This window comes from Paenibacillus chartarius (assembly GCF_042432825.1).
Classification (GTDB): Bacteria; Bacillota; Bacilli; order Paenibacillales; family NBRC-103111; genus Gordoniibacillus; species Gordoniibacillus chartarius.
Genome location: NZ_JBHLWN010000071.1, coordinates 56,613 through 71,531, shown reverse-complemented (window position 1 = coordinate 71,531; position 14,919 = coordinate 56,613). Strand labels below are relative to the sequence as shown.

Sequence of the window (14,919 nt, the reverse complement as noted above, 5' to 3'; positions counted from 1 at the left end):
CTTGCGGTCCACGGCGCAGCCGGACCGCCTCCCGCGCCGCGGCCCGCCGGCCTGGCGGGCCCGCGGCCGCCTTCGGCGCGCGCCGGGCCGCGCCGGTCTGCCGCTCCGCCGCGCCGGGTACCTTCGGTGCGGGGAGCGGCAGGTTTTGCCCCGCGGCGTCCGCCGGGGCTTTGTCGTTCACGTGTCATCGTCAGTCCGTCCTATCATTCATAGAGTATAAGTTCATGTTTAGCCTAACGGATCCATATGGTCCGGGAGCAAACATATCTGCTACCAAGTATAACCAACTCGGGGTGCTCTAAGCCAGCCGTTCGGAAAGGTCTCCTATTCCTCCTGCTCGACCGGGCAGCTCCATTTTCAACAGCAACGCAGCGGTTCCGTAAATACCACAAAGAGACCGACGGCTTCCGCCGTCAGTCCCTTCCGCTCAGCTTACGCCTGCCCAGTGTCAAACACTCGGCACCTGCTGCTGGACACGCGCCAATCGCTCCGGGATCACGTCGTTGTTCACGAGATCGCCGAACGTTTCGCGCCGCACCACCAAATCGCTCTGGCCGTTCTGGACGAACACCACCGCCGGACGGCGGATCCGATTGTAATTGCTCGCCATAGCATAGTTGTATGCCCCCGTACAGGATACGGCGAGAATGTCGCCGACCTTCACCCGCGGCAAATCCAAATCCCAAATCAGCATGTCCCCGCTCTCGCAGCATTTGCCTGCGATCGATACGGTTTCCTCGCAAGCTTCTCGAGCCCGGTTCGCCAGCATGGCTTCATACTTGGCCTCATAGAGCGCCGGACGCGGATTGTCCGTCATCCCGCCGTCTACAGCTACGTATTTGCGTACGCCGGGGATATCCTTCATCGTTCCGACCGTGTACAACGTCGTACCCGCGTCGCCGACAATCGAGCGGCCCGGTTCGATCCAAATTTCCGGCAGCGGGTAGTCCACCTGCGCGAACTGCTTCTTCACCGCGTCGGTAATGGCCCGAATGTATTCGCCCATCGGCAGCGGCGTATGATCTTCCGTATAACGGATACCGAAGCCTCCGCCCAAATTAATGACCGGGAACGTCAGGCCAAGCTCGGTCCGCACGCGAGCCGAGAACTGCGCCACCTTCTCCGCGGCCAGGCGGAACCCTTCCACCTCAAAAATTTGCGAGCCGATGTGCGAATGCAGCCCAAGCAGTACGAGCTGGGATAGCTCCTTCGCTTCCTGCAGCGCCCGCATAGCCGAGCCGTTCTGAAGGTCGAAGCCGAATTTCGAATCCTCCTGCCCGGTGGAAATATATTCGTGCGTATGCGCTTCAACGCCCGGCGTGACGCGGAACAATACGTTCGCTTTTACGCCTTTCTCCCCGGCCAGCGCGTTCAGCATATGCAGCTCTACGAAATTGTCGACGACGAAGCAGCCGATCTTGGCGTCTAGCGCCATTTCGATTTCCTGCGGAGTCTTGTTGTTGCCGTGAAAATGGATCCGCCCGGCCGGAAAACCGGCTTCCAGCGCCGTATACAGCTCGCCGTCCGAGACGACGTCCAGCGACAGTCCCTCTTCCTCCACGATGCGGCACATCGCCTTCACGCAAAACGCTTTGCTCGCATAGGCGACTTGGAACTTCATGCCGGACTCGCGAAACGCTTCGACGAACTCGCGGCAGCGGCGGCGAACAAGCGCCTCGTCGAATACGTACAGCGGAGTGCCATATTCGGCGGCAAGCTTCGTTGCGTCGACGCCGCCGATCTCCAAATGACCTTTATCGTTAATGGTGCTCGTTCCGTGCAAGTACATAGAATGACCTCTTCCTTTATGTTAATCGCTTGGGAGTTGTACGCAAAGCATATGAATAAAAGTAACACACCCCGGCACGATTGACAATAAGGCTAGCGCGCATAAAGAAACAGCCGGGTTTGTTCGAAGGCCCCGGCTGTACCATTTTTCATCAAGTCCGCTGTCTGGTACCGTCAATTGTTTTCGTAAGGCTCAATCTCGTCTTCGCCGTATTAATCGGCCTGCGGACGATCACCGACAACAAGCCCATGAAATTAAACGGTATGAACGGCCACAAATACGGCGAGTTGTACGATCGCTGTACCGTCAGCACGATGACCCACAATGTGGAGAATACGATAAACCCGGGTCCGCCCAATAAGGCCGTAGCCAGCAGCAGGCCAAGCCGGCTCAGCCGATTCGCCATAGACAGCTCGTAGCTCGGCGTAGCGAACATGCCGATCGCTGCGATCGCGAGATACAATATCACCTCGTTGACGAACAGCCCGGTTTCCACGGCGATCTGTCCGACAAGCACGGCGGCAACGAGACCCATTGCGGTAGCCAGCGGCCCGGGGGTATGAATGGCGGCCATCCGCATCAGGTCGATCCCAAGCTCTGCCAGCAAGAACTGAACAATGATCGGCAGATGGGCCGACTTCGCCGGTCCGACAAACTCGAACAGCGGAGGCTTGTACGCCGGATCCTTGACCATCAGAAGCCACATCGGCAGCAGGAACACGGAAGCAAACGCGCCAAGGAAGCGCACCCAGCGCAAATACGTGCCGGTAAACGGCGATTGCCGGTATTCTTCGGCATGCTGCAGGTGGTGAAAGAACGTCGTCGGCAAAACCATGGCGCTCGGACTCGTATCAACGAACACGACAACATGCCCTTCCAGCATATGCGCCGCAACGACGTCCGGCCGCTCCGTATATCGCACAAGGGGATACGGATTCCAGCCCTTCTTGATGATCGCCTCCTCCAGCTGCTTCTCCGCCAGCGGCAATCCGTCAAGCTCTAGCTCCTTGATTTTTTCCATTACATGCTTCACCAGATGCGGATCGGCGATATCGCTGATATAGCCGACGCAAACGTCGGTTTTGGTTCGTTCCCCGACTTCTGCGAGCTCGAGCTTAAGGCGCGGGTCGCGGACACGTCGCCGCACGAGCGACACGTTCGTCATTAACGTTTCGACGAAGCCGTCCCGCGAGCCGCGGATAACGCGCTCCAGATCGGGCTCCTGCGTCGTGCGTGACGGAAAGCTCTTGGCGTCGATGACAATCGCCGTCGACTCCCCTTCGATGAAAAGCGCCGTTCCGCCCCTGAACACGAGGTCGACGGCTTTCTCCATCGTATCGGCCTTCGCCACCTGAATGTGCGGCACGAGCTGCTCGTCAAACGCCTGCAGCGCCTTCTCTTCGACTTCATCGGGATCCGTGAACGTCAATCGCATAAGAACATCCGTCAGAACGGCGTCCTTCACCAATCCGTTGGCGTAGAAAATGCCGGTACGGCGGCCGCCGAACACCATCTCGCGCAGCACCAGATCGAAGCTCTTCGTCAATCCGCACCGTTCTTCAAGCAGCCGTTTGACCTCGTCCAGAGAATGCGGAATATCGTCCTCATGCTTCATCCGCATCTCTTCCGCTGTCATGCCTTCCGGCAGCCTCCCGCTCGGGTCTTCCAGCTCGCGATGAATAATATTGCCTTCACGGTCGATTTCCAGCTTCGCTTCATCGTTGCCCGAACGTCCGTCCGCTCCCGAAGCGTCGGGCGCGCTAATGTGATGACTGCGCCCGAAATTCAACATTTTCTTCATCATACTAACCCTCCCCGATGTAAAAAAGCCACTCGAACAACGAACCGGCGACCTTGCCCAAAATCATGGCGAGCAGCAGCCAAGCGATATACCGCTCCATCCCGACCCTTCTTGCCAGCACGGGCAGCACGTTGATCACCTCCGTCAACGCCGCAGCGAGCATGCCGACGAAGCAGCCCGCAAACAATCCGACCGCCGCCGCTCCAAGCGGAAACATGGAGGCACGCCAGTCGTAAAAGTCCGCCCATGTAAAAAATAACGCCCCGGCGATAACCGCTCCCTCGTACGTATGCAGAAATCGCCGCGATTTCGTAAGCTGTGTCAGCCGCGGGATGATGTCCAGCACGACAAGAAAGGCGACAAAGCCGCTTCCTACGGCCAGACCGCCGGCCAGACCGAGGAAAGCCGCCGCCGCCCCGAGCAGCAGCCCGCTCACGGCCTGTCACCGCGCTGTTCCCGGTCGTGGATTTTGCGGTATTCCTCCGTAATGACGTAATGATTCACGTTCTCCTGATACATGAACATCTCCACCTCAAGCGGGCTGGGCTCTTCGTTGAATTTTTTCTTGAACAAATGATTGAAGAACAGCACCATTCCGATCCCGATGCCAAGCGAATAAGGGATTTGCAGGAGAAGCGGATGATCGACGCGGTGCCCGGTCACAAGCTCATAGATGCGGCGGTGAACCTCTAGCATCGAGACATCGGCGTGGAAATTCATAATCGCCAGGCCCGAACCGATAAAAAGCAGCAGCCAAACGAGCACGATCGCGACGATGTTCGAACGGCGCTCGGCCTCCTCGATTTCCACCAGCACGTGCGGCTCTCCGAACTGTTCGATCTGAATATTCGGAAACGCTTCCTTCACACTGCGGACAATGAGCATCATATCGATCAACACCCGATTGCCGTCTTCCTTGCTCGGACGAATCAGCTCCAGCTGCCGGAGCGTCTCCTCCATCTGCGGCTCCGCAATCATCTGCGCGATGTCGCCAAGCCGGATGCCGACCCCGCGCCGGACCCGGGCGCGCCGCCGGAGCCGTATGTAGAGGCAGGGGACGCCATCATTCATACGAATCCCTCCCCGTTCTGGATGATCCTAGTATGGAACAACAAAGAACCGGCTAATCGCCGGTTGGGATGCCAAACTTTTGCAATAAGCTTATATAAAGCCTTCATCGTGCCTCAACCAAGGTTCCGGGCAACGAAAAAACCAGACCGCTATTGCGCGATCTGGTCTCGAATCGATTGCAATATTTTTTTCTCGAGCCTCGATACCTGCACCTGTGAGATGCCGAGCCGAGAGGCGACCTCCGACTGGGTCTGATCCCGGAAATACCGTAAGTAGACGATCAGCCGCTCCCGCTCGCTAAGCGATCCGATCGCTTCGTTCAGGGCCAGCTTCTCAAACCATTTGTCCTGCGTATCGTCGGCGATTTGATCCATCAGCGTAATCGGGTCGCCGTCATTCTCGAACACAGTCTCGTGAATCGACGACAGCGGCTTGCCGGCTTCTTGCGCAAAGACGACTTCCTCGGGCGTAATGCCGAGCTCATCCGCCACTTCTTTGATCGTTGGCAGACGGCCGATCCGCTTCGACAGCTCGTCCTTCGTCTTGCGCACTTTGTTGGCGAGCTCCTTCAGCGAGCGGCTTACCTTCAGTGTCCCGTCATCGCGGAGAAACCGTTGAATTTCCCCGATAATCATCGGAACGGCATACGTTGAAAATTTCACGTCGTACGACAAATCGAACTTATCCACTGATTTCAACAGACCGATACAGCCAATTTGAAACAAATCCTCCGCTTCGTAACCGCGGTTCAGGAAGCGCTGCACGACCGACCAAACGAGCCGGATATTGCAATTCACCAGCGTTTCCCGGGCCAGCCCGTCTCCGCTTTGACTGAGCGCAATCAACCGTTTGACTTCGGTATCGTCGAGGTAGCTGTGAGAGGCGTTCTTCAAATCTACATCCATAGATCAAACCCCTAATTGTAAAGAGCTTTTTTCGATTCCATGCGCTTGCTCATACGGATTTGGGTCCCTGCGCCGGGTGCTGACGTAATGTCCACTTCGTCCATGAAATTTTCCATAATGGTAAAGCCCATGCCTGACCGCTCAAGCTCCGGCTTCGACGTATAGAGCGGCTGTCTCGCCTGCTCCAAGTCCGATATGCCGCTGCCTTGATCTTCGATCGTAATGCGGATCATATCGCCTTCGATCTCGGTCGTGATGGTGACGATCCCGTTCGGATCGTTGTCGTACCCGTGTATGATGCTGTTCGTCACCGCTTCGGATACGACCGTCTTAATGTCGGTCAGCTCGTTCATCGTAGGATCCAGCTGGGAGATGAACGCTGCAACCGCAACCCGGGCGAACGACTCGTTCTCGGAGCGAGCGGAGAAGGACAGCTTCATCATGTTCTTGTCGCTCATTAGACCGCCTCCAGACTGGAGATTGCGGATTTTTCATTCTCCTGGACGGTTACGATCTTGAACAGACCCGACAGCTCAAACAATCGGTAGACGGCAGGCGATACGTCGCAAACGACCATTTTGCCGCCTTTGGCTGAAATTTGTTTGTATCGCCCCAAGATGACGCCGAGGCCGGAGCTGTCCATGAAGGACAAGTCTCTGAGGCTCAGGATCACATTGCGCACATCCCCCGAGACGATGGCTTCCTCCATGCGGCTTTTCACCACTTCGGCGGTATGATGATCGAGTTCGCCTTTCAGGCGAACGATCAACGCCTTCCTGCCATGCTCCAGTTCCATTTGAAGACTCATCGGTGACTCACTCCTTCTTCATGCTTGTCCCACAAATTCTACGAAGAAGAAGCGGATTCCTGCCCCCCGACAAAACTAGAAGAAAGGCGACACCCTACCCCAAAAAGTGAAGTTGATGCTGTCGAAGTTTATTCCGAATACTTTTCGGGGACCCCACAATCCAACCCCCCACAAAGTGACGTTAAAGCTGTCGAAGATTATTCCGTGTACTTTGCGGGGACCGTTTGATTACGAGAACATATTGCTCATCGAGCGCTTGAACAGCTTCCACCAGCTGGCCGCCTTAACTTCGGACGGCGACTGCAGCGGATACTCGGCAATTGCCGTATTGTCCTTATAGATGACGATTTTGCCGACCGTCTGTCCTATGGCAATCGGTGCCTTCAGGTTCGTATCGAACTGCACTTCATGGCGGATGCCCTGCGCCGCTTCGCCTTTCTTCAGCAGCAGGCTGTAAGGATGCTTCGCCGTCATCGGCACCTCGCTTACTTCGCCTTTGCTCACCTTGAACGAGCCCAAGCTGTCGCCGGTCTTGAAGATCGGATAATTCGTATATTGAGAGAACGCATAGTCCAGCATTTGCGACACTTCCGCGTTGCGCGTCTTCGTATTCGGCTCCCCGAGCACAACCGCCACCATCCGCAGCCCGTCCCGCTTTGCCGTCGCCGACAAGCAAAATTTCGCCTCGCTCGTATACCCGGTCTTCATTCCGTCCGCCCCTGGGTAAAAACGGACAAGCTTATTCGTATTCACAAGCCAGAACGGCTTCTCGGTATCTTTACGGAGATAGTCCTGATACGTCCCGGTAAATTTCGTAATTTCCTCATGCTTCAGCAGCTCGCGAGACATGATCGCGATATCGTAAGCCGTTGTATAATGGTCGGCAACCGGCAAGCCGTTCGGATTGACAAAATGCGTGTTTTTCATCCCCAGCTGCTGGGCGCGCTCGTTCATCATCGCTACGAACGCTTGCTCCGAGCCCGCGATCTTCTCCGCCATCGCCACCGAAGCGTCGTTACCGGAGGCCATCGCAATCCCCTTCAGCATTTCCTCGACCGTCATTTCTTCCCCCGGCTCCAGGAAAATTTGCGATCCGCCCATCGACGCTGCGTATTCGCTCGTCCGCACCTTTTCGTTCATCTTGATTTTGCCTTGATCGAGCGCTTCCATGATCAGCAGCATCGTCATGATTTTCGTGATGGAGGCGGGAGGCAGCTTCTCGTCTTTATTTTTGTCGAATATGACAGTGCCCGTATCCGCGTCCAGAAGCACCGCCGACTTGGCGTTCGGGGCCAGATCGACCGGCTGCGCAGCCTTTTTCTCTTCGGCGAATGCCGCCGGCGCGAGCAGCGCCAGGATCAGAGCGAAACTGATCATCGTAATGAAGCCCTTCTTGAACATGTGCAATCTTCTCCTCTACAATGGTCATCTTTCACTTGCTACTTCTTAGTGTTGACGAGTTGACAAGGAAATATTCGGAAGGAGTGGGATGCGCCCGGTAAAAATAACGACAAAAAAGCGCCGCGGCTGCTCCACGCAGCCCGGCGCCTTCCATACGTCGGCTATTGAATAACATCGTAAATGAGCGGCTTGGCAGCCGGCGGCTTCGGTCCAATTCGGTAGGCGCTGCGCAGCATGGCCAGGCCATCGTCGTGCGGACCGTTCGCATGCAGCAGAGCGAGCGTGTCTCCCGCTTCCACCCGATCGCCGACTTTACGCTGAAGCGTGACGCCGACCGCATAGTCGATCTCATCCTCCTTCGTTTGCCGCCCTGCTCCGAGCAGCATGGCGGCAAGTCCGACCTTCTCCGCGTCGATGAACTCCACGTAGCCGCCTTCATCAGCGGCTAACTTCACTTCCCGCTCCGCCTTCGGCAGCTGGTCCGGATTGCGGATTTGCTCGGCATCGCCGCCCTGAGCCGCGACGAAGCGGGCGAACGTTTCAAGCGCCGCACCGCTTTCCAGCGACTGCTGCAGACCGGCACGCGCCGCATCAAAATCGGGATACGCCCCGCCCAGCACGGTCATATGCGCCGCCAGCGCCAGCGACACCTCGCGCAAATCGTCCGGTCCGCCGCCCTGCAGCACGGCAATCGCTTCCCGCACCTCGCCGGCGTTGCCGATCTCCGCTCCAAGCGGCTGATCCATGTCGCTCAGCACCGCTACCGTTTGGCGTCCGAGAGAACGGCCGATGCGCACCATCGTCTCCGCCAGCTGACGAGCATGCTCGACATCCTTCATAAATGCGCCGGCGCCAACCTTCACGTCGAGCACGATGGCGTCCGCCCCGGACGCAATCTTCTTGCTCATTATCGAGCTGGCGATAAGCGGAATGCAGCTCACCGTAGCCGTAACATCGCGCAGGGCGTAAATCTTCTTATCGGCCGGAGCGAGGTTCCCGGATTGACCGACTAGCGCCAGCTTTATTTCGTTCACGTTGCGGATGAATTCCTCGGTCGTCAGCTCCACCCGAAAGCCGCGAATCGACTCCAGCTTATCTACCGTTCCGCCGGTGTGGCCAAGACCGCGGCCGGACATTTTGGCGACAGGTACGCCGGCGGACGCGACGAGCGGCGCAACGATCAACGAAGTTTTATCGCCGACGCCGCCCGTGGAATGCTTGTCTACCTTCACGCCGCCGATCGCCGACAAATCCAGCACATCGCCGGAACGCGCCATCGCCAGCGTCAGCTGCGACGTTTCCTCGTCGTTCATGCCGACCAGGTAAATCGCCATCAGCATCGCGGACATCTGATAGTCGGGGATCGTTCCTTGCGTATAACCGGTCACGACAAAACCGATTTCCTCCTCTGTCAGCGCATGACCGTCGCGCTTCTTCTGAATCAAATCCACCATCCGCATCGATTTCGTTCCACCTTTTCTATAGTCAATACTTTCCTCTATCGTTCAGTATACGCTCCAATACCGGCCCTAAGCAAAAAAAAGCAGACCGCTCCTTTATCAAAAAAAGGAACGGCCTGCTTGGGATCACGACATTTATTGAACGACAATCTTCGCTTTCATATCCGCATGTCCCTCGCCGCAAGGCAGAGTGCAGATCACTTCGTACGTGCCGGGCTTCTCGAATTTGTAATCGACAGAACGATTTTGGCCGTCCAGCTTGATGCCCAGGTCTTTCACTTCCAGCGCGTGCACGCCTTCAGCCAATACGAGCGACACCTTCAACGATTCGCCCGCCTTGACTTGATATTCCGGCTTGTCGAACTTCCAATTGCTCATCGTAAACTTCAACGTCGTACCAGCTTCCGCTTTGCTCGCGGCGGCTTCGGCCTGCTTCTCGGAAATATCGTTAAAGAGGACACCCAGCCCCAAAACGCCCGCAGCAACGAACAATACGAACATAATCCACTTTTGCATCTGTCAGTCCCCCTCGTTAATCATCACGAAACTTATTGTACATGAAATGAGCCGTCACCGTCTCAATATTCCAATGGCAAAATTTCGAAGTTTTTGTGACGAATATGTGAACTTTGACGGTATTTTGCGGCTTTCAGGAATATGACTGCCTTTACTTATGCAGCTCGCTGTATCGATACAGCTAAATTCCGCTCCCGCTTTTGGCCCCTTTGCCGCCGCCTTGTCCTTGTCCGGATCCCTTCTGAGAGCTTTCACCGCTTTCGGCATCGGATTTCTTATTACCGCCGGATGATTCCGATTCGCCGCCTTTCCCTTCTTCCTGCGCCCCTTCCCCCTGCTCCTCATCAAGACCCCGCAGTCTTTGCTGGCGTTTTCCTTCCTCTTTCAAAACACTTTGCTCATTCTTCCTCATCTTCTCCAAAAGCTTTTGATCGGCTTCGCGGTCTTTCTGCGCCTGCTCCGTGTTATGCTGGATATATTCCTTATATATATCGCCTTGGCGCTTCAATTCCTTATCCAAGACAGTGGAGTCCCCTTCGGACTGCGCCTTGGACGCGCCTTCGCCTCCGCCATCCCCTTGTTCGCCGCCCTTCTGCTGCTCGTTCTGTGCCTTCTCCGATCCCTGCTGCTGTCCGCTTCCGCTGATGCCTCCCATAGCGCAGCCGAGCAGTAAGGCAAATGACATGAGCACGCTCCACCTGAGCATCTTATACATTCGCATCGACGTTCCTCCCCGCTCAACATTTTTGCTTATTCTAGGTTAGTGTAACCAGCTCCTGACAAGTTACTCGGATACATTCCGTGCAACTCTACCGTTGTAAGCGTCGTCTGGAAAGGTAAGGCAGGGGGAGGTGTCGGGAGATGGAACGGCTCGGGTGGAAACATGCAGCCGGACTTGCCGCACTAATGCTTGGTTTATCGGGATTAATAGCGGCTTCTTTGTGTCCGTGGGTGACGGAAGCGTTTGCTGAAAGCCGGATTATTGCTTCCTTTCAAGCTATGAACATTACAGACGGATGCGGGATGACGCGGCTGGTCGGTTCGAAGAAAAAACCGTTCGGACGCGAGGTGGAGATTGTATACAGCTGCGGATTGATGCCGAGTCCCGGCACAACCGGAGCGGAGGAAGGCCGCCGTGGAGCGGTATTCGTCACTTTCTTGGGAACGGTGAAGCTGCCGTTAACAGTATAAGATTAACTGCGCTTTCCGCGAAGCTCTCTTCGAACCCCGTGCCATAAAAACAAGAGCCCGAAAGCTACGAATATTGGCTCCAATACGTTGGCCTCGGCTCCGCTCGTAATCCGATGCAGCCGGAATATCCAATGGAAAATCACGATATCAAAGCTGAGAAACAATCCGGTTGCTACGATAAAACCATTGAAGAAGGCTTGACCGAACATCCGACGGAACGTTTCCATGAAAATGAAAAGCACAACGATACCGAACAGTACGGCGCCCAAACGATGATAAAGATTTTCCGCGGTATACCCGAACGCATAAGCCTTTACAATGTGCTGAACCTGATAAGTGATGAATGCGCCTGTAATAACTCCCAGCAGCCGTTTCACAGCTTGCTCTCCTTCCATGACGAGCTCATGATGACAAAATCATTTCAAATTCAACCTCGTGACGCACCGGTATGCCGTCGTCGCCGATTAACGGGATGGCAGGCTTCAGCTTCCTTGCTTCCGTAATCGCATCGTAATGGATGGCTTTCATATCGAACCCTCGTTTTTGATAAAATCGGATCGCCCTCACATTGTCGTTAGAGGTAATCAGCCAAACACGTTTACATTGACGCTCCTTGGCCTGCTCGACGACCAGCTGAACGAGCTTGCTTCCCAGTCCTTGATTTTGCATTGCGCTTTCCAGAGAAACGATCTCACATTCCCAGTTGTCGACATAATACGAGACGGACGCTTTGATTACTCCGTTCAGGAGTGCGGCATATCCCTGCAGTTCATTTACGCGGTGTACCTTCCCTCTTGACACTACAATGTCCCCCCAGATTTCTGCAACACGGCTTTGAAGGGTGGAATCAAGCACTCTTATTTCCAACGACATAATCCCTCTCCATTATTTTCAATATTCGACATAGAACATCATGGCATGAATGTGCATTCGGGTAAGCAGTTTTTAGGGATCTAGCGGCAAAAGGGCCGCTTTCATTGGAAAGCGGCCGCAGCAAGCAACAACGTTATAGCTTCAACACTCTGACCCTACAGCTTCACCTCGCGCACAAAACCGCGTACAAGCGCCGCAAACTTCGGCTTCGTTCGGTTTGCAACCGCAACGACCTGCTCATGCGTCAGCGGCTCCAGCTCTTCGCCTACAGCCATGTCGGTAATGCAGGAGATGCCCAGCACCTTCAGCCCAGCATGACGCGCGGCGATGACCTCACCGACCGTCGACATGCCGACGGCGTCGCCGCCGACGCGGGCCAGCATAATGAGCTCGGCCGGCGTCATATAGGTCGGTCCGGAAATACCGCAGTAGACGCCTTCCTGAAGGCGCAGCGGGTCGCCGTCCGGTCCGGTAATGCCGGTGCCGATATACTTCGCAAGCGTACGATAATCGCGGTTGTACGCCTCCGACATATCGGGGAAGCGGACTCCCAGCTCGCTATGGTTCGGCCCGATCAGTGGCGAATCGCCGGTCATGTTAATGTGATCGCTTAGCAGCATCAGATCGCCCGGCGCGAAGCCGCGGTTCAGTCCGCCCGCAGCATTCGTAATGACAAGCGCTTCGACGCCCAACTGCTTCATAACATAGATAGGGAACACGACTTTTTTCATCGAGTAGCCTTCGTAGTAGTGGAAACGGCCTTGCATGACAATAACCGGCTTGCCCTCCAGCATACCGATCGCGAACCGTCCGGCATGTCCTTCTACCGTCGACACGGGAAAATGCGGCACATCATGGTAATCGACCATTGTCGCGTTCTCTACCTGCTCGGCCAAATCGCCGAGACCCGAGCCGAGCACGAGCCCGATCTTCGGCGTCAAGCCGCCGAGACGGCTGCGCAAATAGTCGGCCGCCTCTTGAATTTCTTGCAAATAGCTGCGTTCCGCGGAAGTTGTCATCGTCGTTAAGCTCTCCTTAGTCCATTTCTTCGATTATACCGAGTACGAGCTGCAGGAATTTCGGCTTGACCCGCTCCGTCGTTTCCATCACTTCGGCGTGCGACAGCGGCTGATCGAGCATACCTGCGGCCATGTTGGATACGCACGAGAAGCCGAGCACCTCGATGCCCGAATGGCGCGCGGCGATCACTTCCGGCACGGTCGACATGCCGACCACATCCCCGCCGAGTATGCGCAGCATGCGGATCTCCGCCGGCGTCTCGTAGGAAGGCCCCATCAGCCCGACATATACGCCTTCCTGCAAACCAAGTCCCTGCCGCTCCGCCACGCGGTGCGCGAGTGTGCGCAGCCGCTTGCTGTATGCCTCGGACATGTCCGGAAAACGCACGCCGAGCGCATTGTCGTTCGGCCCGATCAGCGGGTTGCGGCCGGTTAAATTCAGATGGTCTTTGAGTATGACCAGGTCGCCGACCTGATAATTTTCGTTAATGCCTCCCGCCGCGTTCGTCACGATCAGCGTCTGTACGCCGAGCTCCTTCATGACCCGCACCGGGAACGACACCGTTTCCGGTCCGTAGCCCTCGTAGCCGTGAAAGCGCCCTTTCATCATCAGTACGGGCTTTCCTTTCACAGTGCCGAGCAGCAGCTCGCCCGCATGTCCTTCTACCGTAGACACCGGGAAATGGGGAATATCACCGTAATCCAGCACAACCGCGTCTTCGATCAAATCGGCCAATACCCCGAGACCCGAACCCAAAATCAATCCGATGCGAGGCTTCAGCGCGCCCGACTTCTCCGTTATGTACGCCGCCGCCTCGCGAATGCGGGCTGCGGTCTCTCCCGTTACATGTGCCAATGTATGTATCCTCCTTATTGGAAACAATCCGGTTACTTCAATAGCTCCAAGAAGCTCGTCCCATGCCCGGTCCACTTTACTCCGAAATTGTCCGCGACAGTCGCGCCCGCATCGGCGTACGTCAGCCGAATCCCGATGGAGCCCGGCGAAGCAAACCTCGGACTGTACAGCAAAATCGGCACATATTCGCGCGTATGGTCGGTTCCTGCATGCACAGGGTCGTTGCCGTGGTCAGCTGTCAGAATCAGCAGATCGTCCTCGCCGATCGTGCCCATCAGCTCCGGCAGCGCCGCATCGAACTCCTCGAGCGCCTTGGCATAGCCCTCCGGGTCGCGGCGATGACCGTACAGCGAGTCGAAATCGACCAGGTTCGTGAACGCGAGTCCGCGCCAATCCCGCTTCATCGCATCGATCGTTTGGCGGATGCCGTCCGCGTTGCTCTTCGTCGAAGAAGCTTCCGTGATGCCTTCCCCCGAGAAAATATCGTTGATCTTGCCGATCGAGATGACGTCCAAGCCCGCGTCCTTCAGGGCGTTCAGCACCGTCGGAGCGGGCGGCTTCACCGCATAGTCATGACGATTCGGCGTCCGCTTGAAAGCCCCCGGCTGCCCTGTATAAGGACGCGCAATGACCCGCCCGACGGCGAATTCCGGACGCAGCGTCAGCTCGCGCGCGATTTTGCACGCGTTGTACAGCTCCTCCAGCGGAATGACGTCCTCATGCGCCGCCAGTTGAAAAACGCTGTCCGCCGACGTATAGACAATCCAGGCGCCGGTGCGCATCTGCTCTTCGCCGAGCTCGTCCAAAATTTCCGTACCGGAAGCGGGCTTGTTGCCGATAACTTTGCGGCCCGTCGCCTGCTCGAACGCGTCAATCAGCTCGGCTGGAAACCCTTCCGGGTACACCTGGAACGGAATCTCCACATTGAGCCCCATCAGCTCCCAGTGTCCGGTCATCGTATCTTTGCCTACCGACGTCTCGGCCATCTTGCCGTAGTAGGCCAGCGGCTTGTCCGCCGGCGGCACACGTTCCAGCTCGGCGATTCTGCCGAGTCCGAGCCGCTGCAGGTTCGGTACCGAGAACGTCGTAACGCGCTGAGCGATATGGCCCAGCGTATGGGAGCCGACGTCGCCGAAGCGGACGGCGTCCGGCAGCTCGCCGATGCCGACGCTGTCAAGTACAATAAAGCATATCCGTTTGAAGCTCATCCAGCGTCCTCCTAGCCATTT

The 14,919-nt window shown here is 56.4% G+C and carries 17 protein-coding genes; 1 reads left to right on the top strand and 16 read right to left on the bottom strand.

Translation table 11 applies throughout. From position 1 onward, the window contains the following. Positions 1–448: 448 nt before the first annotated feature. The 11 genes from lysA to ACFFK0_RS17700 all read right to left on the bottom strand — a co-directional run bounded on the left by lysA (position 449) and on the right by ACFFK0_RS17700 (position 10,436). Positions 449–1,789, bottom strand: a complete 1,341-nt coding sequence (gene lysA / locus ACFFK0_RS17750) for a diaminopimelate decarboxylase (RefSeq protein ID WP_377471632.1) — start codon at positions 1,787–1,789, stop codon at positions 449–451. A gap of 151 nt (positions 1,790–1,940) precedes the next feature. Beyond that, on the bottom strand, positions 1,941–3,590 hold the full coding sequence (locus ACFFK0_RS17745; protein ID WP_377471745.1) for a spore germination protein: 1,650 nt from the start codon (positions 3,588–3,590) through the stop codon (positions 1,941–1,943). A gap of 4 nt (positions 3,591–3,594) precedes the next feature. Next, entirely contained in the window at positions 3,595–4,026 is a 432-nt protein-coding gene (locus ACFFK0_RS17740; protein WP_377471631.1) for a stage V sporulation protein AB, read from the bottom strand. Continuing rightward, complete coding sequence (locus tag ACFFK0_RS17735) at positions 4,023–4,661, bottom strand: stage V sporulation protein AA (RefSeq protein ID WP_377471630.1); 639 nt, start codon at positions 4,659–4,661, stop codon at positions 4,023–4,025. Before ACFFK0_RS17735 ends, ACFFK0_RS17740 begins: the two co-directional genes overlap by 4 nt. A 149-nt stretch (positions 4,662–4,810) precedes the next feature. Continuing rightward, a complete protein-coding gene (gene sigF, locus ACFFK0_RS17730; RefSeq protein ID WP_377471629.1) occupies positions 4,811–5,566 on the bottom strand; it encodes an RNA polymerase sporulation sigma factor SigF in 756 nt (251 codons plus the stop codon). Between the two features lie 11 nt (positions 5,567–5,577). Continuing rightward, on the bottom strand, positions 5,578–6,024 hold the full coding sequence (spoIIAB, locus tag ACFFK0_RS17725) for an anti-sigma F factor (RefSeq protein WP_377471628.1): 447 nt from the start codon (positions 6,022–6,024) through the stop codon (positions 5,578–5,580). Then, positions 6,024–6,374, bottom strand: coding sequence for an anti-sigma F factor antagonist (spoIIAA, locus tag ACFFK0_RS17720; RefSeq protein WP_377471627.1), 351 nt, complete (start codon positions 6,372–6,374; stop codon positions 6,024–6,026). Before spoIIAA ends, spoIIAB begins: the two co-directional genes overlap by 1 nt. A 228-nt stretch (positions 6,375–6,602) precedes the next feature. Further along, positions 6,603–7,775 carry a D-alanyl-D-alanine carboxypeptidase family protein gene (locus ACFFK0_RS17715; RefSeq protein ID WP_377471626.1) on the bottom strand — a complete coding sequence of 391 codons (1,173 nt, stop codon included), beginning with the start codon at positions 7,773–7,775 and terminating at the stop codon, positions 6,603–6,605. Between the two features lie 161 nt (positions 7,776–7,936). After that, positions 7,937–9,235 carry a pyrimidine-nucleoside phosphorylase gene (locus ACFFK0_RS17710; RefSeq protein WP_377471625.1) on the bottom strand — a complete coding sequence of 433 codons (1,299 nt, stop codon included), beginning with the start codon at positions 9,233–9,235 and terminating at the stop codon, positions 7,937–7,939. 135 nt (positions 9,236–9,370) lie between these two features. After that, entirely contained in the window at positions 9,371–9,751 is a 381-nt protein-coding gene (locus ACFFK0_RS17705; RefSeq protein WP_377471624.1) for a cupredoxin domain-containing protein, read from the bottom strand. A 181-nt stretch (positions 9,752–9,932) separates the two neighbouring features. After that, positions 9,933–10,436 (bottom strand): hypothetical protein, encoded by a 504-nt coding sequence (locus ACFFK0_RS17700; protein ID WP_377471623.1) that lies wholly within the window; start codon positions 10,434–10,436, stop codon positions 9,933–9,935. 176 nt (positions 10,437–10,612) lie between these two features. Here ACFFK0_RS17700 and ACFFK0_RS17695 point away from each other — a divergent pair, with 176 nt between their 5' ends. Further along, entirely contained in the window at positions 10,613–10,942 is a 330-nt protein-coding gene (locus ACFFK0_RS17695; protein WP_377471622.1) for a hypothetical protein, read from the top strand. 2 nt (positions 10,943–10,944) lie between these two features. Here the strand turns inward: ACFFK0_RS17695 and ACFFK0_RS17690 are convergent, their stop codons facing one another. From ACFFK0_RS17690 to deoB, 5 genes are all read right to left on the bottom strand, one after another. Beyond that, the gene (locus tag ACFFK0_RS17690) at positions 10,945–11,319 is read right to left on the bottom strand and encodes a DUF2243 domain-containing protein (RefSeq protein ID WP_377471621.1); all 375 of its coding nucleotides are present in this window, start codon (positions 11,317–11,319) and stop codon (positions 10,945–10,947) included. A gap of 25 nt (positions 11,320–11,344) precedes the next feature. Next, positions 11,345–11,743 (bottom strand): GNAT family N-acetyltransferase, encoded by a 399-nt coding sequence (locus ACFFK0_RS17685; protein ID WP_377471619.1) that lies wholly within the window; start codon positions 11,741–11,743, stop codon positions 11,345–11,347. Between the two features lie 227 nt (positions 11,744–11,970). After that, positions 11,971–12,834, bottom strand: coding sequence for a purine-nucleoside phosphorylase (locus tag ACFFK0_RS17680; protein WP_377471617.1), 864 nt, complete (start codon positions 12,832–12,834; stop codon positions 11,971–11,973). Positions 12,835–12,850: 16 nt separating this feature from the next. After that, positions 12,851–13,690 carry a purine-nucleoside phosphorylase gene (locus ACFFK0_RS17675; protein ID WP_377471616.1) on the bottom strand — a complete coding sequence of 280 codons (840 nt, stop codon included), beginning with the start codon at positions 13,688–13,690 and terminating at the stop codon, positions 12,851–12,853. Between the two features lie 32 nt (positions 13,691–13,722). After that, positions 13,723–14,898, bottom strand: coding sequence for a phosphopentomutase (gene deoB, locus ACFFK0_RS17670; protein ID WP_377471615.1), 1,176 nt, complete (start codon positions 14,896–14,898; stop codon positions 13,723–13,725). Positions 14,899–14,919: the final 21 nt, after the last annotated feature.